The organism is Fibrella aestuarina BUZ 2 (assembly GCF_000331105.1).
Classification (GTDB): Bacteria; Bacteroidota; Bacteroidia; order Cytophagales; family Spirosomataceae; genus Fibrella; species Fibrella aestuarina.
Window position 1 is genome coordinate 568,696 of sequence record NC_020054.1, and the last position, 24,286, is coordinate 592,981.

Below are 24,286 nucleotides of genomic sequence, written 5' to 3' on the forward strand. Positions count from 1 at the left end.
CCTTATGACCACTGCTAACCGTTGACGACGTCATGAATGGCTTATTGGCCGATGACAAAGATAGGTGTCTCACTTACCGGTATAACTACATCACCATTTAGACTTATCATTCGCTGTTTTGTCATATGGTCGCGGCCAATTTGAGGTAAAAAAAGTTCGACGGCCCGTCCCTTGGGTACGTTCAGCCGGTAGGTGGCCGTTCGTCCCCGCTCGTCGGGCACCAGCAGCACGTAGGCTAGCTGGCGCGACCCGTCAGGCAGTGTTCGTTCATACTGGTCAACGATAGGGTCGCGGCTAATCGTCTTCTGGTACGTAAAGTTGCCAATCAGCTGGGTGGCCTGATACAGGTAGTCGGCGGCGGGTTTGCGGGTTTTGTCGCCGTTGATAAGCCCCATCGAACTAAACTGCGTTGGGTTGGCGGGGTTTTCGTCGTACATCTGGTAAAAGAAGACCCGGTCGATGCCTTCCCGAAGGTAGAGCAAAGCCGTCCGCAGAATCCAGTCGGCCTGCGTTTCCAATACCGACTTCCGCCCGATGGGTATAGCGCGGAATGGACTGCCCTGATTTGTGTCGTAGCCGGCTTCGGTTATCCAGACGGGCATATCGCCGCAGAGCTCGTGTGAGAGCTGCACAAAGGCCCGCGCCTGCTCGCCAACACCAGCCCGCTCGGGGGCGGCTCCACGTGAAGCGTTTGCCTGTTGTCCCATCAGGCCATTCTGCGACGACTGCTCATCGTTGGCGTATAAATGCTGGTTCATAACGTCCCAGCATAGATTCACACGGCCATCGGGGTGGTAACCGCGAAACTCGCGACACCAGTCGACCATGGCCCGCACATAATCGGTGGTGTGCGCCGCCAGCCCCCCAATGACCACCGTGATGGTCGGATCGGCGTTTTTCACGCCCGCGCCGGGGCCAAGCGTATGCTTATGGCCATCATAAAAAGCCGACAGGTTCGCGGCGTATTCGCGGGCGGTCTGGTAGCCCTGCCGTCCCTTCCAGGTTTTGTCGCGCTCGTTTTCGCATTCGATGTACCGAATCAGCCCCAGCCCGATTTTCTTCTGGTTGGCGGGGGCCCAGTGCGGGTGTTCAGTCGTTATCTTCACCAGCGCCGGGTCGATCCGTTTGTTGGACCCATAACGGGCCGCGTACTGGAAAGCCACCCGCGCCTGTTCGAGGTAGGAGCGGGGCTGGCTCAGGTCGGCCCCGTAGCGAACGGGATTGTTGCCATAGTCGCGCTGATCGGGCGGATACAGGTTTTCCAGCCATTTCGGAATGGTTTTGAGGCAAGCCAACACGTCGATATGCTCGGCTTTGAGTCGCTCATACATAGCGTCGTAATTCCAGCCGCCACTCAGCGTCATGTTGTACGAATATTCGCCCGGTTTGGCTTCCAGCTTTTCCCAGTCCATATAATGCCGAACGGCCGCGAAACTGCGCATGGCGGGCATCCGGCTTTCGTCGACCTCCCACGATCGATCGGCTTCTTCCATGTTCCATTCAAACATGTTGACGCCCACCGCCTGCCGAAACGGCGTGTGCCGAACCGGCGGGGCCGTGTGTATGGCTTTTCCAGGTACGTATTGGCCATATAATTCCAGCTCCGACGGGTAGGCGCCCCAGGTGTTGATAACCAGAAACCGGGCGCCCGCAATGGGTTGTTTCAACCGGAATTCGCCGGGGCTCTTCGGGTCGGGGCCAACCCATTCGTTGTATTTATCGCCCACGAAGCGCGCAATGGGTATTCGTTTCCAGTCGGCGGTGATGATCGAGAGCGTGAACGGCTTGTCGAGGTTCTGGTCGTTGAAATCGTACAGCCGGATGCGGTCGATGGTCATCTGTTCACCATCATGCAGCGGGTAATACGCATCGTAGTTGGGGATGAGCTTGTTCCAGCCCGTCTGTACGCTTTCCTCCAGCTTGCCATCAAACAATCCCTCCAGGCCATTGCTGGCATTCACGACCTGATACCAGCGGCGGGCGTCAATAGGGATTCGGCCGGTAGCGGTAAAAACAGGCGTTTTGGGCAGGCCCGCCACCTGCGCCGGGTGGACACTTACGTCGTTGGGCCGATTTAGCACAAGCAAGCCAATGCCAAGAATGGCCACGCCAAAAAGGTACATTTGTTTCATTGCGTGTTTGATGGCTAACCAAGCGCCAGGCTCGCTTTACGACTCGTTGCGTAATTCCATTTTGACCATATGTCGTCCGCTTCGTCACCCCGGGGCTGCGTGTAAGCTGACGCTATTCAACTTCATCGCCATGTCTTTTGCCACACTGATCTGCCAACCTGCACCCAGCCTTACTTGGCAGCCCTGGACCGGCGCAGCCAGCCCGCCGAACGTACCTGGCCCGGATGGATCGCTGATCGTACGGTATCAACTCGACTCATCGGGCTCTTTTCAGAATAGCCTGCTTGCCTTGTTAACTCCCGCCGAACAGCTCAGGGCCAGTCGGTTTCGGCAGGAGATCGACCGACAGCGCTTCATCGTGGGTAGGGGAGGGCTCCGCTGGCTGGCCGGTCAACTGCTGGGGCAACCGGCCGCGACGGTCGAGTTGACGATGGGAAAGCATGACAAACCCGACCTGGTCAATAATCTGGGTTGGCAAAGCAACGTGTCGCACGCGGGCGAGTGGGTGGTGTGGGCGTTTGGAAAGCAGCCGGTCGGAGTTGATGTGGAACGGCTTAAAGCTGGGTTCGCCTACGACGAACTGATTTCGTTCTGCTTCGGCCCCACCGAACAACAGGCATTGCAACAGGCAGGGCAACCGGGCGATGAAGCCCATCAACGGCTGTTCTACACTCTCTGGACGCGCAAAGAAGCCATTTTGAAAGCCACCGGCCTTGGCCTGACCGACCAGTTGACCGCCATTTCGGTCCTCGACGGGGAGCAGGCCGTGCTGTCGTCGACCATCGGTGCGGCAGGTACGTGGCATATCGTTAGCTTTCCTGTTTCCGAGACACATCTGGCTGCCTTAGCCTGCCAGCAACCGGGGCCCGTATCGGCGTTTACACTGACGACCTGACTAGCAGCGGGTGCGGGAAGCCCACTCATCAGCAACTGACCGCCAGCTTGTTTTCTGACCCATTCAAAAGGTTATTATGAGCTTGTCGTCTGTTCAGTCCGCTACTCCTTGCTACTGTTCCAGCACTCATAAACAGCCGCTTCCGGGCCATTTTTCAGTCTTCAGGGTATAGGGCAGCGACATTCCTTGTGGTTGACATATGAAAAAACGCCGTGACGTAACCGGGAGGAGCGCGGTCTAAACGGGTCAGGGAAAAGCAGTAGTTAAAAACAGCGTGTCTTAACGCCTGCACACGCAATAGGAAGCCTCTAAGAGGTCGATCGGATGAGAATTGGGATAGAGGCGCAGCGGTTGTTACGCCCACATAAACATGGTATGGACATAGTAGCCAAAGAGACCATCTGGGCTTTGGCCGACCACCATGAACACGAGTTTGTTGTCTTTGTTAAGCCAGATAGCGATCGGGCCTGCCTGCCCAGCGCCCCCAACGTGCAGGTAGTGGAGCTAAACGGCGGTCCCTATCCGGTTTGGGAACAGTCGGCTTTACCTAAAGCCGTTCGGTCAGCGGGCGTATCGGTACTCAACTGCACGGCCAATACGGCTCCGCTTAATTGCCCCGCCCCGCTGGTGCTTACCCTCCACGACATTATTTTTCTCGAAAAAGCCATCGTGGGTGGCAACGCCTATCAGCGCTTTGGCAATCTCTACCGCCGCTGGAACGTACCCCGCGTGGTCAAACGCAGCCACCGCGTGGTGACGGTTTCCGACTACGAACGGCAACGCATCATCGACCACCTTGGCGTGGCACCCGACAAAGTCGTGACGGTGCATAATGCCGTTAGCCGCCAGTTTCGGGTTATCGACGATACCGCGTTGCTGGCTCAGGTACGTTCCCAGTTCAACTTACCGGCCGAATTTATTTTTTTCCTCGGCAACACCGACCCGAAAAAGAACGTACCCAATGTGCTGAAGGCGCTGGCTATCCTGAAACAGCGCGGGCAGCTGACGCTCCCGCTGGTGATGGCCAACGTTTCGGCCGATTACGTCACCGGCGTGCTCACCCAGATCGGCCATCCTGACCTGATGGCCAACATTGTGTTGTGTGGCTACATTCCGAACGCACTGTTGCCGGTGGTGTACAATGCAGCGTCGGTATTTCTGTGTCCGTCGTTGCGCGAAAGCTTCGGCTTACCCATTCTGGAGGCGATGGCCTGCGGTACGCCCGTGCTGACGGCCAACACCTCGGCCATGCCCGAAGTGGCCGGCGACGCCGCCCTGCTGGCCGATCCGTCATCGCCCGAAGCCATGGCTGAGCCAATCAACCGGTTACTGACCGATACGGATTTACGGAAGAATCTCCGGCACTACGGCCTCGAACGAGCCGACCGCTTTTCGTGGGCCAATACGGCCAACAAACTGGTCGCCGTTTACGAAAACCTGTAGGAAGCGCCCGCGTTGATCCACTCGTTGTGGTGCTTTCATGTGATGTTGATAGCTCGTCTTCTGAAGCGATTCTAACCCTCCACTATGCTTCAAAAATTAGTTTTAAAATCGCTCTATGTGCTGGCGGCGGTGCGTTACCCCCGCTACCGGCCCGACCTGCGGTATTTTGTGCGCGACAACTACTTTGCCCGGCTTAGCCAGGTACGTTACTGGTGGGCCGACCGGATGGCGAAGCGGCCGTACAAGGTGATTGAGTTTTACGGGGAGTTTGATCAGGAAGTGCGCTATGCGATGCCGTTTGCTTACTGGCACTACCTCAACGGCACGCTGAAACAGACCATTGGGGCCAAAAGCACGCGCCCATTCTACTTTTTTAGCCCTGATCACGTCGAGAAACACGACAAACGGGTTTGGGAAGCGGGGTACGGCAACTACACCATTCCGAACATGACGCACGCGCCGACCTACGACTTCTCGAAGTGGGCGCGGGTGCCGTTCAAGGCCCATTACCGCAACGACCTGTTCGTTTACGACAAACCATTGCTGGTCATTGCCAATAAGTACAACATCGAGTGGGACAAGCCGCCCATCAATTACCTCGACATCGCCACCCTCGACCGGCTGATCACGTACCTGAAACCTCGTTACCAGATCGTTTACAACCGGCCGCTGGGCAGTCAGATCGTGCTGGATAACAGCGAGATTATGGACCTCGGCGAGCACGACTGGCTCCGCGAACACCACCCCGATGTTGTGCAGTTAAACGATCTGTTTGAGCAGCACCACGATCGGGTCGAAAACTTCAACCACTTGCAACTCATGGTTTACGCCAACGCCGACCGCTTTATTTCGATGCACGGAGGCACCGCCGCGCTGGCCAGTTGCTTTGGTGGTATCAACGCGCTGCTATCGCATCCCGGCGGCGGTTTTGAACATGATTTCGACGAATACAAAAACCTGTTTCCTAACCTCTCCGGGGCCACTATCTTCCACGCCCGCAACCGCGAGGAACTGGTCGAGTACGTTGAGGCCCACTATTAATTGATCTGCCATTCGTCTTTTGTTGTCGGCTTCATACGCCTGGTGACCTAACAAATGACGGCAAACAGAGTACTCGTAAACAGTCCTATGGTTATCGCCAAAATCACGTCTGGGTTAGGAAATCAGCTGTTTCAGTATGCGCTGGGGCGGCATCTGGCGTTGCAGGGCAACACGTCGCTCTGGTTCGACCTGCGTTATTTCCATCAGGAATACGCGACCGATACCCCCCGGAAATTCAAGCTCGACCGGTTCAACGTTCGCTACAACCTGCTCGATTCATCGCCCTGGCTCTACGCCTCAAAAGCAACGCGCCTGCTGCCGGGCCGCTCGCTACGGCCGCTGATCGACACGCGCTTCGAAGCTGATTTTCACTTCGACCCGACGGTGATCCGGCCCGCCGCGCCGCTGACCATCCTGTGGGGTTTCTGGCAGTCGGAAAAGTATTTTGCCCAAAGCACACCTCAGATTCGGCAAGAACTGACGTTCAACCGACCACTGAGCGATACGTTTGTGGGGTACCAACAGCAAATTGAGCAGGCCGAGGTACCCATCTCGGTACATGTTCGGCGGGGCGACTACGTCACGCATCCGGAGTTCAGCCAGTCGTTTGGCTTTGTTGGGCTGGCCTATTACCAAAAAGCACTGGCTCATTTACAAGACCTTTTCCCCAACGCCACACTCTTCTTTTTCAGCGACGACCCCGACTGGGTACGTGCCAATATCGTGACGGAACAGCCCCACGTCTTTGTGCAGAATAGCGGTCCCGACGCCGATGTCGATGATCTTCAGTTGATGAGCCTGTGCCATCATCACGTGATTGCCAACAGCTCGTTTAGCTGGTGGGGGGCCTGGCTCAATCCGCGCCCCGACAAGGTCGTGATTGGGCCGCAGCGCTGGTTTGCCAACAAACCCTGGGATACCAAAGATCTGCTACCCTCGGGCTGGCTCCGGCTTTAAGTGAGCATAAACTCCTTATTCCTACCTATGAATCTGAAACGCTTCACCAACCGGCTAATCCCATCGCGGGAAGACCGGACCAGGCGCTGGGTACGTTAATTCATCAACCCATTTGTGCACCGTTGGCAAGACGACTGACATGATTGAGACCGCACTTCCCGTATTGGGCGTTTCGGCTTAATCGGACCATCGAGACGCCGGAACGACCGTTTAACCAATTTACAGCTGGTAAGGCTGATTCGTCTGCTAGGTTTAGGTAGACAAATCAACTGCCCATGAAACGTATTCTGGCTACGGCCGCGCTGCTGATTGGCGCTTATGCCGCCAACGCCCAAACGAAGGCAACTACTCCCGAGACAGCCAAACTCGACTCGCTGATGAAGCTGTCGCAGCGGTATGTAAACGCTCAACAGCCCGACTCGCTGTATGCGCTGATGGGCAACGATTTCAAGAAGCAGATTTCGCTGGAACAGGCCAAACAGATTACCACCCAAATCCACGATCAGCTGGGTAGCTGGAACTCGCATGAACTGAAGAGCGTCACCGACGGAGTTGCCAAATACAGAGCCATTTTCGCCAATGCGCCGCTCGATGTGTACATCAGCCGCGATGCCGAGGGCAAGATATACACCTTCCTGTTTCAGCCCGCTAAAGACTAGCGGTTGGATCAAGCCATTCAAAACAGCTCATAATCCATTGATTGTGGGCTGTTTGGTTTTGTAGCAGTCGCTTGATTGTTCACTTCGTCGGCCAACTCACCCAAAAACGTCACTAGTGGCCTTCTGCCTATGCATGCCTTTACCTACTTTTTTAGTTTCCTGCTGATGCTGCCGGTGGCTCTGTCGGCGCAACCAGTTACCGCATCGGTACAGATGCAGCGTACGCTGTTCAATGAGCGCAACAGCAAGGCACTCTACGCCCGGCTTACCGGTGAGCTACAACGGAAAATGCCGCGCGACTCTTTTTCCAGGCTTATTACCCATTACGCTAAGCTGGGTACGTGGCGTTCGGCCGAGCCTGGGCCAACCCTACAGGGCACGTACCATTATAAAGTCCAGTTTGACCGCGAAACGATGGATCTTGCTTTCGGCCTTGACCAGAAAGCGCGGCTAACGTCTTTTTCACTCACGCCCTGGAAGCCGCTCACGCCCGATCCGCCCCATGCACCGCTACCTTCCAGCAATGCCCTCGCAACGAACTTCGACCGCCGCCTGGATAGCCTGGTGCGGCAAGTAATCGATCAAAAGCGGCCGACTAGCCTGTCAATTGGTATCATCGACGGCTTGACTCGCCGGACGTATGGGTATGGCGAAACGTTTGCTGGCAGTGGGCAAATCCCTGATACAACGACCGTCTATGAAATAGGGTCGATCACCAAAACAATGACCGCCACACTACTGGCGTTGGCGATTCAGGCTAAAAAGCTTACGTTGAAAACGCCGGTCAATACATTTTTGCCTGACTCCATACCGCTGCTACAGCGTGACAGCGTGGTGGTTACGGTCGAGACGCTCGCCAACCATACCTCCGGCCTGCCCCGCTTGCCTACAACCATTGGCACAGGAACGTTCGACCCGCAGGATCCGTACCGGCACTTCGATCGCCAGCGGCTGTTCAGCTACCTGCGCACGGCCACACTGGCCAGCAAACCGGGCACGACCTATCAGTATTCCAACCTGGGGGCGGGGCTGTTGGGTACGTTACTCGAAATCGTCTGGGGGCGATCCTACGAGCAACTTATTCAGGAGCAAATCTGTCGGCCCTTGCACCTGACCAAAACGAGCAGTCAGCTCATTGCTAGCCTCGAAGCGACTATGGCTCAGGGGTTTGATGATCAGTTCCGGCCGATGTCGGCCTGGCGATTCCAATCCTTGGCTGGTGCTGGAGCCGTCCGTTCAACCATAGCGGATATGATTCGCTACGCACAGGCTCAGTTAGCCAGTACGACGCCACTCAGTCAGGCCATGACGATCGCGCAAGAACCCACTTTCGCTAAAAACGGCGTACCGGTTATTGGCCTGGGCTGGCATTACATGCCCAACGGCTGGATTTGGCACAACGGGGGCACCGGGGGGTACTCCAGCTTCATCTGTTTGAATCGCCGCACTCAGCAAGCGATAGTGGTGCTGACGAACAAGTCGGGGGGTATTGCTGATGCACTGGCTGTACCTTTGCAGCGAATCGTCACAAACTGATCAGCACGTTACAACGTTTATCCAATAACTTGCGTCTATATCCATATCAGACGAATTGCTGCTCATCTCGTTAATCACTGCCAATACATGCTCCGGGTTCTACTTTTCTGCACCGTTCTGTTTATCTCGGCAGCCTGTGGGCGCGAGAGCGACATTGCCCCTACGTTGGCCACCGAGGTAGCCGGTGACTACCAGACCAACGGGTTTCTTGATTACCTCTGCCTTGCACTACCAGCCGATAAGATGCCAACGGCTACCCTGCGCGAAGAATCGGCCAATTCGGTGACGCTGACCTACCGGCAACAGTACCCGACAACGCGGCTGCTGACCATCGAACAGGTGCAACTTCAGCGCTTGCCTGATAACAGCGTGCAGCTCGTTCAACAGGGTGAGATCCTTGGCACAGTTCGTACCGACCGGGCTTTCGGTAACAACGGTCTTGAGCGGCAGGCGTTGGTGCTGCGGGTGCAACGGCAGGGCAACAACGATAGCTTTACCTTCACAGGCGCCAAATAAAATATCCTGACAAACTTGTACGCATTACCAAACAAAAAACCCGATCCATAACAGATCGGGTTTTTGTCATTTATGGGTTTCGCTTGACGTGAGCCGCTGATCGTGTCGCCACAGTCAGGCCCAACTCAACTAGCTCAACCTAAATCGCTTACCGGACGGCGAATTCACCAGCGCCGATCTTGAAGCCTTCGCTATACAGTTCTACCGTGTATTTACCGGGGCGGTACTGGGTGCCACGTGAGTAGAGCAGTTCAACGCTCTTCCCGTTGCGGTCGTAATTGACCGTTTGTTTCACAGTGTACACCATTTCGTCGCCACCGGCCGAGAACGTACCTGAGCCATTGGCCATGTCGGATACGACGGCACCGTCGGGATCAAGGACCCGCACAAACACGTCTTTGGGTTCTTCAGCAGTCAGCGGGTTGTCGAGTAGGGCGTATGTCAGCTTGATCTTGTCGATCCGCTTGGCTTTATACTCATCGTCCTCTTTCACTTTACCGCGGCTGTTAACAGCGTATACCTTCACGTTCTGCGCTTTCAAAGCCGATGCCCGCGTCACCTTCGTAGCCAGTTCCTGATTTTGCGTGGCCACAAGCGCGACGGTATCTTCCAGTTGCTGACGACGTGTTTTCAGCGTCGTGTTTTCTGTGTTCAGGGTGCTATTATCAGCCACCAACACTTCTTTCTCACGTTGCAGGTTAGCAATCAACGTATCCTTTTCGGCCAGATACGCCATGTATTCGCGAATCTTACCCTCATAGCTGGCAATGGCTGAGCGTGACAGCTTGGCACCACGCGCCAATGAGGCTTTATCGGCTTCCAGCTTGGCCTTCACGTTCTGAAGCTCAGTTACGTCACCACCCAGCTTCTGCACCTCGGCAATCTTTGCGTCGAGGGCCGTTGAAATCGAATCTAATTTTACGCGGGTATTCGATAGCTCTTCTACGCGTTCGGCGATCGTCACCTCCTGCGTTTCGGCTACACCTTTTTTATCGAAATAAAGATAGCTAGTAACACCGGCCAGGCCAGTCATCAAAACAAGGGCAGCCAAAAGAGCACCATTTGTTTTCGGTCTTTGCTGATTACTCTCCATAATAGTAGTACGGATTTTAAGTTGAACAAACACAAATTGAGGTACTACGTAGAGTAATTCGATAGGCAAATAGTGGTGTTTTAGTAAAACGATATGGGTATAACGCAATTCGATGCAAAAATATTTCAGCTTTGAGCAAACGGCTTCATTAAAAAGCGTTTGCGGCCCCCCAGCGCCCACACGAAAGCGGCTTTTCAGCAGCGTGAGTTAAGTAAAACGTAGCGCCAATTTCTTAGCTTTAACCCCCATTTTCACCACCAACTTGTCTTTTTTTATGCTGGCAAAAACCTTTGGAGCTGCCGTTTATGGCGTCAATGCAACCATCATTACCATTGAAGTAACGGCAGGGCAGGGGATGAAATTTTTTATGGTGGGCCTGCCCGACAGTGCCGTCAAAGAGAGCGAACAGCGGGTCGAAGCCTCCTTGAAGTATGCCGGCTACCGCATGCCCCGCCAGAAGGTCGTGGTTAACCTGGCACCGGCCGATATCCGCAAGGAAGGTTCGGCCTACGACCTACCCATTGCCCTCTGCGTATTGAAAGCCTCGGAGCAAGTGAACCTGGCCAAAAACCTGGAGGACTACGTGATTATGGGCGAACTGGCGCTCGACGGTTCACTCCGGCCTATCAAAGGTGTGCTACCGATCGCCATCGAAGCTCGTAAACAGGGCTATAAAGGGTTTGTGCTGCCCGCTGAAAACGCCCACGAAGCTGCTATCGTCAATAATCTCGACGTGATTCCGGTACAAACGATGGCCGAGGCACTGGCTTTCTTCGACGGCACGCACACCATCGAACCGCTGCTTATCGACACGCGGGATCTCTTTTTCACGAGCGTCAACGCTTACGATGCTGATTTTGCCCACGTGCAGGGACAGGAAAACATCAAGCGAGCCCTGGAAATTGCCGCCGCCGGAGGCCACAACGTCATCATGATCGGGCCGCCGGGGGCTGGTAAGACCATGCTTGCCAAACGGTTGCCCACGATTCTGCCGCCGATGACCTTGCAGGAAGCCCTTGAGACTACCAAAATTCACTCCGTAGCGGGCAAACTAGGCAAGAAAGCTACACTGATCGCTCAGCGCCCTTATCGCGCCCCACATCACACCATTTCGGATGCGGCGCTGGTCGGTGGTGGCGGTTTTCCGCAGCCGGGCGAAATCTCGCTGGCTCACAATGGCGTGCTCTTTCTCGACGAACTGCCCGAGTTCAAGCGTTCGGCGCTGGAGGTGATGCGGCAACCGCTGGAAGAACGCCTTGTGAGCATCTCGCGCGCCCGCTGGGCGGTGGAGTTCCCGGCCAATTTTATGCTCATCGCCAGCATGAACCCCTGCCCGTGCGGCTACTACAACCACCCCGACAAAGAGTGCGTCTGCGGGCCCGGCGTAGTGCAGAAGTACCTCAACAAAGTTAGTGGGCCACTGCTCGACCGGATCGATTTGCACGTGGAAGTTACGCCCGTTTCGTTCGATCAGATGACCGCCAACCGGCCCGCCGAAACTTCCGAAGCAATCCGCGAGCGCGTCATCAGAGCCCGCGACCGGCAAACAAAGCGATTTGAGGAACAGGAGGGGATTTATTCCAATGCCATGATGCCCTCGCAGATGGTGAAAGAGATTTGCGCCATCAATGACGCGGGTCGGATTCTGCTGAAAACGGCGATGGAGCGGCTTGGCCTCTCGGCGCGGGCCTACGACCGGATTCTGAAGGTATCACGCACTATCGCCGATCTGGCCGATGCAGACGAGATCCGGATCGAGCACTTAGCCGAAGCTATTCAGTACCGCAGCCTCGACCGCGAAAATTGGGCGGGATAACGGGTAAAAACAGGCTTGGCAACGACGATTCTGCCTATTTTGTGGTCTCGAAACAAGTGCACTTTTCACCAAAACAACAACTACTATGGCAACTTCAGCCGCTACCGAATCCAGCAGCTTGCTCGGCCTGCGAACCGTGATTTATGCGGCCCCCAACCTCGACGAGCTTAAAGCCTGGTACACCGCCGTACTCGGCTTCGAGCCCTATTTCGATCAGCCATTTTACGTTGGGTTCAACGTAGGCGGTTATGAGTTGGGCCTCGATCCGGATGCGACAGTACAGGCGGGCAGCACCCTTACCTATTGGGGTGTGGCCTCCATTGAGGCCGCTTACGACCGAATCCATAGTCTAGGGGCTACGGCAGGAGATCCCATTACTGATGTCGGCGATGGCATAAAGGTGGCCACACTGAAAGACCCGGCGGGTAACGTATTCGGCTTGATCGAGAACCCGCACTTCAGCCTCGCTCAATAGCCGCCTTATTGGCTAACATACGTTTATGTTCTTAACCAAAAAAGGCCTGCTGACCAGGCCTTTTTTGGTTAGCGAGTTGTGGTGTCGGTTGGTGCCGTACCCCCGTTTTTCTCTGCTTCTTTAGCGGCTTTTGCCTTCGCTTTCTCCTGCTTGCGGAAATAGCCCCGGAATAGGAAATTGCTTTTCAGGGCCTCCATGTTCTGATCCAGCTTCTGGGTGCTGCTGTTGAGGTTGCGGATGGTGCTGCGAATGTCGTTCCCAACGGATAGGTCGCTCGTTAGTACACCGATGGCGCTATTGCCGTTATTCAGTTTTTGGGTAGCCTGCTTCACGTCGGCGATCGCCTCGTTAGCCTGATTGGCCATCTGCCGCAAACGCGCCGTTGAGCTACGAATGTCGCGCACAATAGCCGTGTCGGTCACGAGGTCGTTGGCCAACGTACCTGGCCGGTTGAGCTTGGCCGTGAAGGTGCTGAGCGAGTTGGTCATCTGCACGGCGTTGTTGGAAGCGCGTTGCAGGCTCGCCATCGAATTCTTGAAATTGAGCAGCACAGTCGTGTCGGTAAGCAACGCACCCGCCAACCCACGGCCGTTCTTGACCCGGGTTACGACCGACCCCACATCCTGCGTGATTTTCAACAGGTTCCGGTTGGTTACCTGTAGGGTATCGATGATAGCCTCAGTACTCAGCGCCTCGCGGGCCCGCAGCACATCGCCGTCTTCGATGGTGCCCGCCCGGTTGGTACCGCCCACGATCACAATCAGCTTGTTGCCGATGAGCCCGTCGGAGCCAAGCGTAGCCTGCGCATCCTTACGGATAAACTCGGCCGAGCTCTCTTCGATATTCATGTCGACTTCGACCTGCGAGTTGCTCGTGAACCGGATGCGTTTGACCGTACCGATTTTTACGCCCGAAAACCAGACGTTATTCCCTGTTTTCAGGCCGGCCACGTCTTTGAATACAGCCTTCAATTGGATGGTCGACGTAAAGCGTTTTTGCTGCCCGCCCAAGAACAGGATACCCGCAACGAGTAGAACGAGGCCAAGTAAAACAAACAGGCCAACTGTAACAGCCCGACGATTCGATTTCATAGGTTGTGTGTAATTTTTTGACGGGATTTATGCGATGAACAGAACACGGCGGATGGGTTAGCTGGCTGATGATGAAGCGATCTCCGTGGCATCCTGTTCAGAAAAATCATTCAGTGAAATTGTAGTGATAAAATTGTTGAACCCGTTCATCGTCGGTGCTGAATACCTCGTCGAACGTACCTACCCGTTGGAACTGCCCATCAAACAGCATGGCAACGCGGTCGCCGGTTTGTTTGGCGCAGGTCAGGTCGTGCGTAATCACGATCGACGAGGCCCCGTGGCGCTCCTGCACTTCGTTGATCAGGTTATTAATTTCGATACACGTGATTGGGTCAAGGCCCGCCGTTGGTTCATCATAGAGCATGATCTCAGGCCTGAGCATTAGCGTTCGGGCAATCCCGATCCGTTTCCGCTGCCCACCCGATAATTCCGACGGCATCTGGTTGATCGTCTGTTTCAGGCCCACGTCGTCGAGGGCTTCTTCAACAGCCCGGTCAATCTCGGCCCGACTGAGGTTACGCACATTACGAACGAGCGGGAATTCCAGGTTTTCCCGAACAGTCATGCTGTCATACAGGGCGCTGTTCTGAAACGAGAAACCCACCTTGAGCCGCAGCTTTTCCAGCTCGACCGCCGACAGCGACAAGACATCCTGCTCCAGCACACGTACCTGACCCGAATCGGGGGCCAGCAGCCCGACGATGATTTTGATCAGCACCGATTTACCCGTACCCGAGCGGCCCAAGACAACGAGGTTTTCCCCTTTAAACAAGTCCAGATTAACCCCACGCAGCACGTAGTTGTCGCCAAAGGCAACGTGCAGGTCCTTGATCTCAATAACCCGTTCGGGCGTGTTTGTCGATGGTGTCATATACCTAAAAACGAGGCGCTAAAGGCAGCCCTATACACTTCGCAATGCATTTACAATTTGCAGCGATAGCAGTTCTTCAATAAAAATGAGGAACATCGACGTCACCACCGACGCGTTGGCGGCTTTACCGACGCCCTCTGTTCCTTTCGATGAATTATAGCCTTTATAACAGCCAACCATGCCAATGGTAAACCCAAACACAAACGATTTTATCACGGAAGAGAAGATATCCAGGAACGTGATGGCCCCGAAAACCTCTTCGATAAACGTCCGGAAGCTGGTAGCCTCATTGGCGCTGATGTTCAGGTAGGAGCCCACCATCCCGACGGCAACCGTGTAGACCATCAGGGTCGGGATCATCAGCGTAGTAGCCAACACCCGGCTGACGACCAGAAATTTAAACGGATTGGTAGCCGACACCTCCATGGCGTCGATCTGCTCGGTCACGCGCATAGACCCCAGCTCCGCCCCGATGTTGGACCCGACCCGGCCTGCCGCAATCAGGGCCGTAACCAGGGGGGCTAGCGCCCGTACCAGCGCGATGGCGATGAGCGACGGCAGCCACGATGTAGCGCCAAACTGCGCCAGCGACGGTCGCGACTGATTGGTAAAGACAATGCCCGTGATGAAGCCTGTCAGGGAGATAAGCGGCAGCGAACGTACCCCCACGTCGTAACATTGCCGGATGATCTCGCGGCCTTCGTAGGGGGGGAGCAACACTTCCCGAAAAAAGCGCAGTACAAATTGCCAGACATCGTTCAGCGTTAGCAATACCTGATCAATACGGGTCGAAATCAGGGGTTTTTCAGTATTTGGTGCCGGAGGAAACATTAACGGGACGTCAGAATGGTTGTATTCAGGATCGAACTGAGTAAACACGCAGTAGAAGAAGTGGTTTAACTTAATGAGTTACGGGTGTTCGACACGCTGCTCTGAAGGAATACATCCTATTCAAATTAGAAGTTTGTGAACTTTATAAAGCCATTGTATGTATCAACATTAAATACACTGGAAAATAAACAAGATTCCTTATGAGCACCCTCGTCAATGGCCTTCACCACGTAACTGCGCTGGCAGGCGACACGCAACGCAACGTTGATTTTTACACGCATATCCTCGGTTTGCGGCTGGTTAAAAAGACGGTCAATTTCGACGCTCCAGATGTCTATCACCTGTACTATGGCGACGAAACGGGTTCACCCGGCAGCATCATGACGTTCTTCCCGTATGGAGGCATACCACGCGGCCGCAAAGGGGCGGGGCAGCTTACTTACACGGCGTTTTCGGTCCCTGTAGCCGGGATGCAGTTCTGGCTCGATCGGTTGCAGCAGTTCCAGGTTGCACATACCATGCCACTTCGGCGGTTTGAGGAAAGCTATATCCGCTTCGACGATTTCGACGGCACCGGCATTGAATTGGTTTTTAACGATAACGATACACGTCCCGGCTACAGCAATGGCCAGATTCCCGCCGAATTTGCCGTTCGTGGTTTCCACACCGTCACGCTGGAGCAAATTCGCCCCGAACGGACGATCGAGTTGCTCACCAACCCGATGCAGCACCGCCTCGTAGCCGAAGAAGCCGATCTGATGCGTTTCGAAGCCGGTGTAGGTGGCTCAGGTAATTACATTGACATCCACGTAAACCCCAATGCCCTGCGGGCGTTGCAAGGGGCGGGTTCGGTCCACCACGTCGCTTTTTCGACCGATACCGACGAGACGCAGGTACAGATTCAGCAGTTACTGGCCGAAGGCGGGTATCAGGTAACGCCGGTTCAGGATCGTAACTACTTCCACAGCATCTACTTCCGCGAGCCGGGTGGGGTGCTGTTCGAGATCGCCACGAATCCGCCGGGGTTTGCCATCGACGAACCCGTCGAATCGCTGGGTACGTCGCTGAAACTGCCTCCACAATATGAAGCGCGCCGGGCTAAACTGGAAGAGGTGCTGCCGGTGATTAAGTAGTTGAGTTCAAAGTCCAATGTCTAACGTTCAAGGTTAGCCGACGCACCAATAAGTCTAGCCTGCCAACCTTGGACATTGGACCTTCTCTTTCCAAACCATGATTCATAACCCAAACAATGTGCTCACGGCCGGTGTACCGCTTGAAGAAGCTACGCGGGCAATGGTGCTGGTGCACGGGCGCGGTGGCTCAGCGCAGGATATCCTGTCACTCACGTCGTATCTGACCAATACGGAAGGCATGGCTTTTCTGGCCCCGCAGGCAAGCGGCGGCACCTGGTACCCGTATTCATTCCTGCAACCGACTGAGCGTAACGAGCCGTACCTGTCGTCGGCGTTGACGGTGTTGAAAATGCTGTTAGCCCGCTTGCAGAGCGATTTCAATTTCAAGACGCCGCAACTCTACTGGCTGGGTTTCTCGCAGGGAGCCTGTCTGACGCTGGAATTTCTGGCGCAGAATCCAGGTACGTATGGCGGCATTTTCGGCCTCAGTGGTGGGCTGATAGGACCCGATGGTACGGCCCGCGAGTATGATGGCACCTTCGGGCAAACACCGGTCCTGTTGGGCTGCTCCGATATCGACTCGCACATTCCGAAAGCACGTGTATTGGAGACCGACGCCGTTTTCTCACGCATGGACGCCAACGTTACCACCCGACTCTATCCCAACGCGCCGCACAGTGTGAACGAAGACGAGCTAACTTTGATTAATACGATACTGGCCAGCTAATTGGCTGGTTATTAATCAACCTGGAAGCTATGAGTCATTTTATGGTCGAGATTGCATTGGCCGATATGGATGAAGCGTTCATGGAGAAAGTCCCCGAGCAGCGTGCCAAAATCAATGAGATGATGGAACAAGGCCGGATTTTGTCGTATTCGCTCGCCGCCGATCGCTCGAAATTATGGTGCATCGTTAGTGCAGATTCAGAGCTTGCCGTATTGGAAGCGCTCGCTGAATTCCCACTGATCGACTATATGACCCCCGACATCATTGAGTTGATGTTCAGCAACGTTGTCTCGCTGCGGGTGCCGATGTTCTCGCTGAATTAAGTAGCCATTTCAGTAGCCACGTCGATGCCTTCTTATTTACGCTCGTTTTTTCTATTTGCCTGCCTGTTCATCGGTTCGTCGCTGTTGGCCGACTGCCAGTCGCAAGCTCAACGCGACGAATCGACCGAACAGGCGTCTCAGAGGCCGTCACGCAAAAAGCATAATCGGCATCACCGTAAACGGTCCTCTGATTCCTATCAGGCCAATACGGCACAGTCGCAAGCAAAAGCTGGCCAGATTCCGCGGAAGGTTTACGACGTGTTGGCGTATGTAAACGCCAACGGCCGGGCGATGGCTGGGTACGTTGGTGGGCGGCGGTTTGGTAATTTTGAAAACCATTTACCCCGAAGCGATACCGACGGCAAGCCCATTCGTTACCAGGAATGGGACGTAAACCCGAAGATGAGCGGACGCAACCGGGGCACCGAACGTCTGGTGACGGGCTCCGACGGCCGGGCCTGGTACACCAATGATCATTATAACACCTTTGTCGAAGTTACCGTAAACTGATGGCAGCCAACTTTATTCTGTCAACGTCTGAGGCCGCATTGGCCGACCGTTTTCCTGATCATTTCGTCGCGCACATCGATGGGAGCAAGGCCCGGACGCTAAAGCAATTTTATGCCGAGATCGCCGACGTGCTCGAGTTTCCAGCTTTCGGCAATAACCTCGACGCACTCAACGACGCCTTGAACGACCTACAGTGGCTCGAAGACGAGAAGATTGTGCTTTATTTCACCAACACCGATCAACTCGTCAGTCAGGAGCGCGACCCCAAGAAAATGGCGTCGATTCTGGCCATTCTGGAAGCCACCGTCGAAGATTGGAAATGGATGGCCGACGATGAAGAAGACCTCGCCGACCACAAAGAGTTTAGCGTTGTTTTCGAGAAAAGCCCCCGTATCGAATCGCTGCTGGCCGAGGAAGGCATTGCCTTTGAACTCGTCGGCTAAACGGCGTTTAGTCAACCTGATTTTTTTGCTGTAAGGCGCTAAGAATACGTCCGTACGCTCAGGCAAAACGGAACATTTCCCGTGTGTTTGGGTTTCTCTTTATGCCGCCGGGTTGTCTAGCCCGGCGGCTTTTCGTGTTCATTTACTGGCTTACCGAAGCAAACCTAACGCTTTGACAACGAATCAGTTATTGTCCTTATATACTGAGGACCCGTTCATACAAATTCTGGCGAAACCGTTGCAGGAACGTACCCAGCCGGGTGCAAGCGATCCGGTACGTGTGCAGGTAAAGGGCGTCGCTGGAAGCCTCGACGCCATTTTGGCGGCCTCGCTCACGAAGCTGCTCGGAGGCAACCATCTGTTTGTGCTGACCGACCGCGAAGAAGCGTCTTTTTTCTTCAACGATCTGCAAAACATACTCGGCCTAACCGACCGCCCCGATTCGTCGCGCACCGACGTAACGGCCGATACACACGGCAACGTGTTGCTCTTTCCGATGTCGTACAAGAAGCCGTACCAGTACGAAGAGGTCGAGAACGCCAACGTGCTGCTACGGGCCGAAGTGCTGAACCGCATCAGCCTTAACCCGAAAGAAGGGAGCCTGATTGTAACGTACCCGGAGGCCTTATTTGAGAAGGTGATCAATAAGAAATCACTGAAAGCAAATACGTTGGCCGTCCGCATTGGCGACAAGATCGATTCCAGCTTCGTGGCCGAGCTGCTTCAATCCTACGAATTTGAGAAGACCGATTTTGTCTACGAAGCGGGGCAGTTTTCCATCCGTGGGGGCATTATCGACGTCTTTTCCTTTGCCAGCGAGTTTCCGTACCGAATCGAGCTGTTTGGCGATGAGGTTGAAAGCCTCCGCCATTTCAATCCCGAAACACAGCTATCGACCGATCGGCTCGATCAGATCAGCATCATTCCGAACGTACAGACGCGCCTCACGCAGGAGAACCGCGAATCGTTTCTGAACTTCCTGCCCAAAGACACCTGCGCCTGGTTTAAAGACGTAGAATTTGCGCTCGAAATCATTGAGAAATGCTTCGAACGCGCCGAGCAGAGTCTGGAACAGGTAACGAGTGGGGGCGGCAATATTCAGATCGTGGAAGATCCCGAGCGCCTGTTTGAAACACGCCGAGCCTTCCTGAATCAGATTAAGGGCCTGAGCACGGTCGAGTTTGGACGCAAGTTTTATTTCAAAACCGAGACGAAACTAACGTACCCATCCAAGCCGCAGCCGTCGTTCAATAAAGATTTCAAGCGCGTTGCCGACGCCCTCACCGACAATCAGAGCCGAGGATACACCAACGTTTTGGTAGCTGAGTCGTACAAGCAATTGGAGCGGCTCAAAGTGATTTTCGATGAAGTCGACCCGTTCCTTAAATTCCAGACCATGCAGGTGGGTATTCGGGAAGGGTTCATTGACGACACGACCAAGATTGTCTGCTTCACCGACCACCAGATTTTCGACCGGTACTTCAAATACCGGGTACGTGACAAGTTCAGCAAGTCGAAGGCGCTCACCCTGCGCGAGCTGAAAACGCTTCAGCCCGGCGACTACGTGACGCACGTCGATCACGGTATTGGCCGGTTTGCCGGCATGGAGAAAGTTGATGTAGGCGGTAACGAACAGGAGGCGATCCGGCTTATTTACCGCGACAACGATATGCTGCTGGTGAGCATCCACGCCCTGCATAAAATTGCCAAATACAGCGGAAAGGAGGGAGGCCCACCCACAATGAGCAAGCTTGGCTCGCAGGAGTGGGAGTTGAAGAAATCGAAAGTCAGGAAGCAGGTCAAAGACATTGCCCGCGAGCTGATCACGCTCTACGCCAAACGCCGTAACGCGCCCGGCTTCCGTTACTCGCCCGATTCGTTCCTGCAAGCCGAACTGGAATCGTCGTTTATCTACGAAGACACGCCCGATCAGGCCAAAGCTACGGCCGACGTGAAGACCGACATGGAGCGGCCCCACCCAATGGACCGGCTCGTTTGCGGCGACGTGGGTTTTGGCAAAACTGAAGTGGCGATTCGGGCGGCATTTAAGGCGGTTACCGATAATAAGCAAGTGGCCGTACTCGTGCCAACGACCATCTTAGCGATGCAGCATTACAACACTTTCAAAGATCGCCTCGCACAGTTTCCGGTCAAGGTGGGCTACATCAATCGGTTTAAATCGGCCGCGCAGATCAAAGAAACGCTGCGGCAGGCAGCTTCCGGCGAATTGGGTATCCTGATTGGTACGCACCGGATCGTAAACAAGGATATCAAGTTTAAAGACCTGGGCCTGCTGATCATCGACGAAGAGCAGAAGTTTGGGGTAAAAACCAAAGATCGGCTTAAAGAAATGCGGGTCGAGGTTGATGTACTGACGCTCACGGCCACGCCTATTCCACGCACGCTGCATTTCTCGCTGATGGGTGCGCGCGATTTGTCGGTCATTGCAACCCCGCCGCCCAACCGGCAGCCGGTAACGACCGAGATTCACGCTTTCAGCGACACTATTCTGCGCGATGCCGTCAGCTATGAACTGAAACGGGGCGGACAGGTATTTATGGTGCACAATCGGGTCAGCGATATCGAGTCGATCGGCAACAAAATTATGCGGCTGGTGCCCGACGCCCGGATTGGTATTGCTCACGGACAGATGGAAGGCGACCGGCTTGAAAAGGTGATGACACGTTTCATCGAAGGTGAAACCGACGTGCTTGTGTCGACCAACATCATCGAATCGGGCCTCGACATTCCGAACGCCAACACGATCATTATCAATCAGGCGCACAACTTTGGCTTATCGGATCTTCATCAGATGCGCGGTCGGGTAGGGCGGTCCAACAAGAAAGCGTTCTGTTACCTGCTGACGCCGCCTGCCTCGGTGCTTACGTCTGATGCCCGCAAGCGCCTGCAAACGCTTGAAGATTTCTCGGATCTCGGCGAAGGCTTCAAGATTGCCATGCGCGATCTCGACATCCGGGGCGCGGGCAATTTGCTGGGGGCTGAACAGAGCGGTTTTGTCAACGACCTCGGTTACGAGATGTACCATCAGATTCTGGATGAGTCGGTGCAGGAACTGCGCGAAACCGAATTCAAAGAGCTTTTCCAGGAGACGCCGGACGTGTTCAAACCCATGTTGCCCGACACCGTTATCGAGACGGATCTGGAAGTGTTGATTCCCGAAACATACGTGACAAACATCTCCGAACGGCTATCTTTGTATACGCGTCTGGACAACATCAAAGACAAGGCTGAACTTCAGGCGTTTAAGAAAGAAGTAGCCGATCGGTTCGGTCCTCCGCCAGCGGGGGTCGACAATCTGTTCAAAATGGTGGCCGTTCGCTGGAAAGCCGAGGAGTTACACCTTGAAAAACTGTCGCTTAAGAATACGATAATGAAGGGAAGCTTCGTTTCTTCCGAGAAAGATAGCCGGGCAGACGCCTTCTTTTCGTCGGACCGATTTGGCAAGGTAATTGACTACGTCAAAGCACACCCCAAATCATGCTCCCTGCGAGACGTTAAAAACCGGCTGATTTTTACGCATGAAGGGGTCAGGACGATCGATCAACTGAACGAAATTCTGTCTGAACTTACCAGTTAGCGACCATCATTCGTTATTGTAGGCCCGCCCTGGAATAATGAGCACCAAAACTTTAGCATTTACGCCTGCACACAATACACAACAATGAGTCAGAAGTATCAACTGAAACGCGCTGCTTACGTGCTACTGGCTGTGGCAGCTTTCGCGGCTTGTAAGACCAAACACCCGACGAGTGTGAAGCCGGGTAAGACGAGTACCGCTACGGGCATCGCCTATAACCAGAAAGAAGGTTTTCAGGTCAAGAAGTTTTCGGGTCCGAAAGCTGGCCCGAACCTCGTTTTCATTGAAGGTGGGCGCTTTACCTTGGGTGCATTGGAAGAAGACGTAATGAACAGCCGCGATAACCGCGAGCGTACCGTCTCGATTCAGTCATTCTACATGGATGAAACCGAAATTGCGAACATCCACTACCTGGAATACCTCGAAGCGATTCGCCGCGATTCGTCGGAAGAAGTGTATTCACGGGCGTTGCCTGACACTACCGTTTGGGCTAACCCGCTCTCGTTCAACGACTCATACGTGACGCAGTACCTCCGTTACCCATCATTCCGGTACTATCCGGTAGTTGGTGTTTCGTGGGTACAGGCCAATGACTACGCTGCCTGGCGTACGGGTGCCGTCAACGCCGATCTGTACAAGAAAGGTAATGGGAGTGGGAAGAAGAGCGGAGGAATGAAGTTGAGCCGCAAATCGAAGAAAGACCCGGCGGCTGAAACCGTACAAGGTGCCGAGTCGAACGTGGCTGCCAATAAACCAAGCCTCGAAAGTGGCCTGATCTTGCCCGATTATCGCCTTCCGACGGAAGCCGAGTGGGAATACGCCGCTAAAGCCCTGATTGGTACGCAGTACGTCGACGAAAACCAATCGAATCAGCGGATCTATCCGTGGGATGGTTCGTCGGTACGTAACCCGAAGAAAGGGCGCAAGCAAGGCCAGATGCTTTCGAACTTCAAACGCGGTCGGGGTGACTACGCCGGTATCGCTGGTCGGTCGAACGACGGTGCGATCATCACTGAACAGATTTACGCCTACCCCGCCAACGATTTCGGCTTGTATAACATGGCCGGTAATGTAAACGAGTGGGTGTATGACGTATACCGTCCGCTGTCATTCCAGGTTGAGAGTGACCTAAACCCGATCCGTCGGAATGGTTACCTCGATGAGGCTAAGAACTACGACAAAAAAGGCAATCAGTCGATCATCGATGATAAGCTGCGTGTTTACAAAGGTGGCTCATGGAATGATGTAGCCTACTGGCTGGCGCCTGGTACGCGCCGCTTTATGGATCAGGATTCAGCTACGGCTACGATTGGCTTCCGTTGCGCCATGATCGGCGTCGGTCGGAATCGCTAAGCGACGACTCGTTTTATTGCAAGCCCCGCTTTCTCAGGAAAGCGGGGCTTTGTTTTTGTGGCTCAGCGGGTTGTTGCTATCACGAGTATCCCGACCGTTGCTGCGCCAGCCGCCCGTAATTCGCCGACGCAAGCTTCCAGCGTAGCACCCGTTGTCAGTACATCATCCACGAGGATTAGGTGTCGACCACGTACCTGCTCTGGTTTGATCACGCTAAATACAGTACTCACATTTTCCCAACGTTCGGTACGACTTTTCCGGGTTTGCGACGCCTGAAATTTGGTACGCCAGAGCAGGTCTGTACGCATGTTGATACCCAGCGCCTGCATCAATCCGGTTGCGATTTCTTCACTCTGATTGTAGCCCCGCTGCCGACGACGGGCAGGGTGGAGCGGCACCGGCACTAGCCAATCCGCATCTAAATGTGGACCGTTCTTACGAGCCAGCTCAGTACCAAACCAGACGCCTAACTCATGGCCCAGCCTGGTTTTTCCGCGATATTTTAGCTGGTGAATCAGCCGTTGTATCAGCCCTTTTTTCGCGAAATAGGTATAAGCATAGGCGTAATCGACAACTACACGCCCGGCAAATTTTTGAAGCAACGCTAACTGTTCTTCTTCCGTCGTTACATAGGGTAGACGCATTCGGCAGGCCGTACAAACTTCCTTTTCTTCGCCGTACATCATTCGAAAACAACCCGCACAAAGTGTGGGAAAAAGGATGTACACAAAGTTTTGGAACACCGACCGGATAAACGCGTTCATAGCCTACCGACGTTATGCGCTAAATGATGTAATTTAGTGTAAAGTCATTGGGCAACTGCCTATTGCAACGTTTAGGGCG

At 54.4% G+C, this 24,286-nt stretch carries 22 protein-coding genes; 16 read left to right on the top strand and 6 right to left on the bottom strand.

Features of this window, described 5'->3' with window-relative positions; genetic code table 11:
- Nucleotides 1-41 precede the first annotated feature (41 nt).
- The gene (locus FAES_RS02175) at nt 42-2,132 is read right to left on the bottom strand and encodes a hypothetical protein (protein WP_015329552.1); all 2,091 of its coding nucleotides are present in this window, start codon (nt 2,130-2,132) and stop codon (nt 42-44) included.
- Nucleotides 2,133-2,262: 130 nt separating this feature from the next.
- Between FAES_RS02175 and FAES_RS02180 the strand changes: the two genes are divergently transcribed.
- The 7 genes from FAES_RS02180 (at nt 2,263) to FAES_RS02210 (ending at nt 9,179) form a co-directional block, all read left to right on the top strand.
- Nucleotides 2,263-3,027 carry a 4'-phosphopantetheinyl transferase family protein gene (locus FAES_RS02180; RefSeq protein ID WP_051054012.1) on the top strand — a complete coding sequence of 255 codons (765 nt, stop codon included), beginning with the start codon at nt 2,263-2,265 and terminating at the stop codon, nt 3,025-3,027.
- Between the two features lie 375 nt (nt 3,028-3,402).
- Nucleotides 3,403-4,470: a glycosyltransferase family 4 protein gene (locus tag FAES_RS02185; RefSeq protein ID WP_198409034.1), complete on the top strand. Its 1,068-nt coding sequence runs from the start codon at nt 3,403-3,405 to the stop codon at nt 4,468-4,470.
- An 84-nt stretch (nt 4,471-4,554) separates the two neighbouring features.
- Entirely contained in the window at nt 4,555-5,511 is a 957-nt protein-coding gene (locus FAES_RS02190) for a hypothetical protein (protein WP_015329555.1), read from the top strand.
- 87 nt (nt 5,512-5,598) lie between these two features.
- Nucleotides 5,599-6,468, top strand: a complete 870-nt coding sequence (locus tag FAES_RS02195) for an alpha-1,2-fucosyltransferase (protein WP_041257394.1) — start codon at nt 5,599-5,601, stop codon at nt 6,466-6,468.
- A 275-nt stretch (nt 6,469-6,743) separates the two neighbouring features.
- On the top strand, nt 6,744-7,127 hold the full coding sequence (locus FAES_RS02200; protein ID WP_015329557.1) for a DUF3887 domain-containing protein: 384 nt from the start codon (nt 6,744-6,746) through the stop codon (nt 7,125-7,127).
- 129 nt (nt 7,128-7,256) lie between these two features.
- Nucleotides 7,257-8,663: a serine hydrolase domain-containing protein gene (locus FAES_RS02205; protein ID WP_015329559.1), complete on the top strand. Its 1,407-nt coding sequence runs from the start codon at nt 7,257-7,259 to the stop codon at nt 8,661-8,663.
- Nucleotides 8,664-8,750: 87 nt separating this feature from the next.
- Nucleotides 8,751-9,179 (top strand): hypothetical protein, encoded by a 429-nt coding sequence (locus FAES_RS02210; RefSeq protein WP_015329560.1) that lies wholly within the window; start codon nt 8,751-8,753, stop codon nt 9,177-9,179.
- A gap of 148 nt (nt 9,180-9,327) precedes the next feature.
- Here the strand turns inward: FAES_RS02210 and FAES_RS02215 are convergent, their stop codons facing one another.
- Nucleotides 9,328-10,272: a DUF8428 domain-containing protein gene (locus FAES_RS02215; protein ID WP_015329561.1), complete on the bottom strand. Its 945-nt coding sequence runs from the start codon at nt 10,270-10,272 to the stop codon at nt 9,328-9,330.
- 274 nt (nt 10,273-10,546) lie between these two features.
- Between FAES_RS02215 and FAES_RS02220 the strand changes: the two genes are divergently transcribed.
- Both FAES_RS02220 and FAES_RS02225 read left to right on the top strand, forming a co-directional pair.
- A complete protein-coding gene (locus FAES_RS02220; protein WP_015329562.1) occupies nt 10,547-12,088 on the top strand; it encodes a YifB family Mg chelatase-like AAA ATPase in 1,542 nt (513 codons plus the stop codon).
- An 85-nt stretch (nt 12,089-12,173) separates the two neighbouring features.
- Complete coding sequence (locus FAES_RS02225; RefSeq protein WP_015329563.1) at nt 12,174-12,563, top strand: VOC family protein; 390 nt, start codon at nt 12,174-12,176, stop codon at nt 12,561-12,563.
- Between the two features lie 68 nt (nt 12,564-12,631).
- Here FAES_RS02225 and FAES_RS02230 read toward each other — a convergent pair whose 3' ends face one another.
- The 3 genes from FAES_RS02230 to FAES_RS02240 form a co-directional block, all read right to left on the bottom strand.
- The gene (locus FAES_RS02230; protein ID WP_015329564.1) at nt 12,632-13,654 is read right to left on the bottom strand and encodes an MlaD family protein; all 1,023 of its coding nucleotides are present in this window, start codon (nt 13,652-13,654) and stop codon (nt 12,632-12,634) included.
- 106 nt (nt 13,655-13,760) lie between these two features.
- On the bottom strand, nt 13,761-14,525 hold the full coding sequence (locus FAES_RS02235; protein ID WP_015329566.1) for an ABC transporter ATP-binding protein: 765 nt from the start codon (nt 14,523-14,525) through the stop codon (nt 13,761-13,763).
- 30 nt (nt 14,526-14,555) lie between these two features.
- Nucleotides 14,556-15,356, bottom strand: coding sequence for an MlaE family ABC transporter permease (locus FAES_RS02240; protein ID WP_015329567.1), 801 nt, complete (start codon nt 15,354-15,356; stop codon nt 14,556-14,558).
- A gap of 200 nt (nt 15,357-15,556) precedes the next feature.
- On the opposite strand from FAES_RS02240, the gene FAES_RS02245 reads away from it, so the two are divergent.
- From FAES_RS02245 to FAES_RS02275, 7 genes are all read left to right on the top strand, one after another.
- Nucleotides 15,557-16,489 (top strand): ring-cleaving dioxygenase, encoded by a 933-nt coding sequence (locus FAES_RS02245; protein ID WP_015329568.1) that lies wholly within the window; start codon nt 15,557-15,559, stop codon nt 16,487-16,489.
- A gap of 97 nt (nt 16,490-16,586) precedes the next feature.
- Nucleotides 16,587-17,216, top strand: coding sequence for an alpha/beta hydrolase (locus tag FAES_RS02250; protein WP_015329569.1), 630 nt, complete (start codon nt 16,587-16,589; stop codon nt 17,214-17,216).
- Nucleotides 17,217-17,245: 29 nt separating this feature from the next.
- On the top strand, nt 17,246-17,539 hold the full coding sequence (locus FAES_RS02255) for a muconolactone Delta-isomerase family protein (protein ID WP_015329570.1): 294 nt from the start codon (nt 17,246-17,248) through the stop codon (nt 17,537-17,539).
- Nucleotides 17,540-17,563: 24 nt separating this feature from the next.
- Entirely contained in the window at nt 17,564-18,049 is a 486-nt protein-coding gene (locus tag FAES_RS02260) for a guanyl-specific ribonuclease (protein ID WP_015329571.1), read from the top strand.
- Entirely contained in the window at nt 18,049-18,492 is a 444-nt protein-coding gene (locus FAES_RS02265; RefSeq protein ID WP_015329572.1) for a barstar family protein, read from the top strand. The genes FAES_RS02260 and FAES_RS02265 overlap by 1 nt, the downstream gene beginning before the upstream one ends.
- A 172-nt stretch (nt 18,493-18,664) precedes the next feature.
- Nucleotides 18,665-22,090: a transcription-repair coupling factor gene (gene mfd, locus FAES_RS02270; protein ID WP_041257396.1), complete on the top strand. Its 3,426-nt coding sequence runs from the start codon at nt 18,665-18,667 to the stop codon at nt 22,088-22,090.
- An 84-nt stretch (nt 22,091-22,174) separates the two neighbouring features.
- Entirely contained in the window at nt 22,175-23,443 is a 1,269-nt protein-coding gene (locus FAES_RS02275) for an SUMF1/EgtB/PvdO family nonheme iron enzyme (RefSeq protein ID WP_015329574.1), read from the top strand.
- Nucleotides 23,444-23,505: 62 nt separating this feature from the next.
- Here FAES_RS02275 and FAES_RS02280 read toward each other — a convergent pair whose 3' ends face one another.
- Nucleotides 23,506-24,207 carry a ComF family protein gene (locus tag FAES_RS02280; RefSeq protein WP_041257397.1) on the bottom strand — a complete coding sequence of 234 codons (702 nt, stop codon included), beginning with the start codon at nt 24,205-24,207 and terminating at the stop codon, nt 23,506-23,508.
- Between the last annotated feature and the right edge of the window lie 79 nt (nt 24,208-24,286).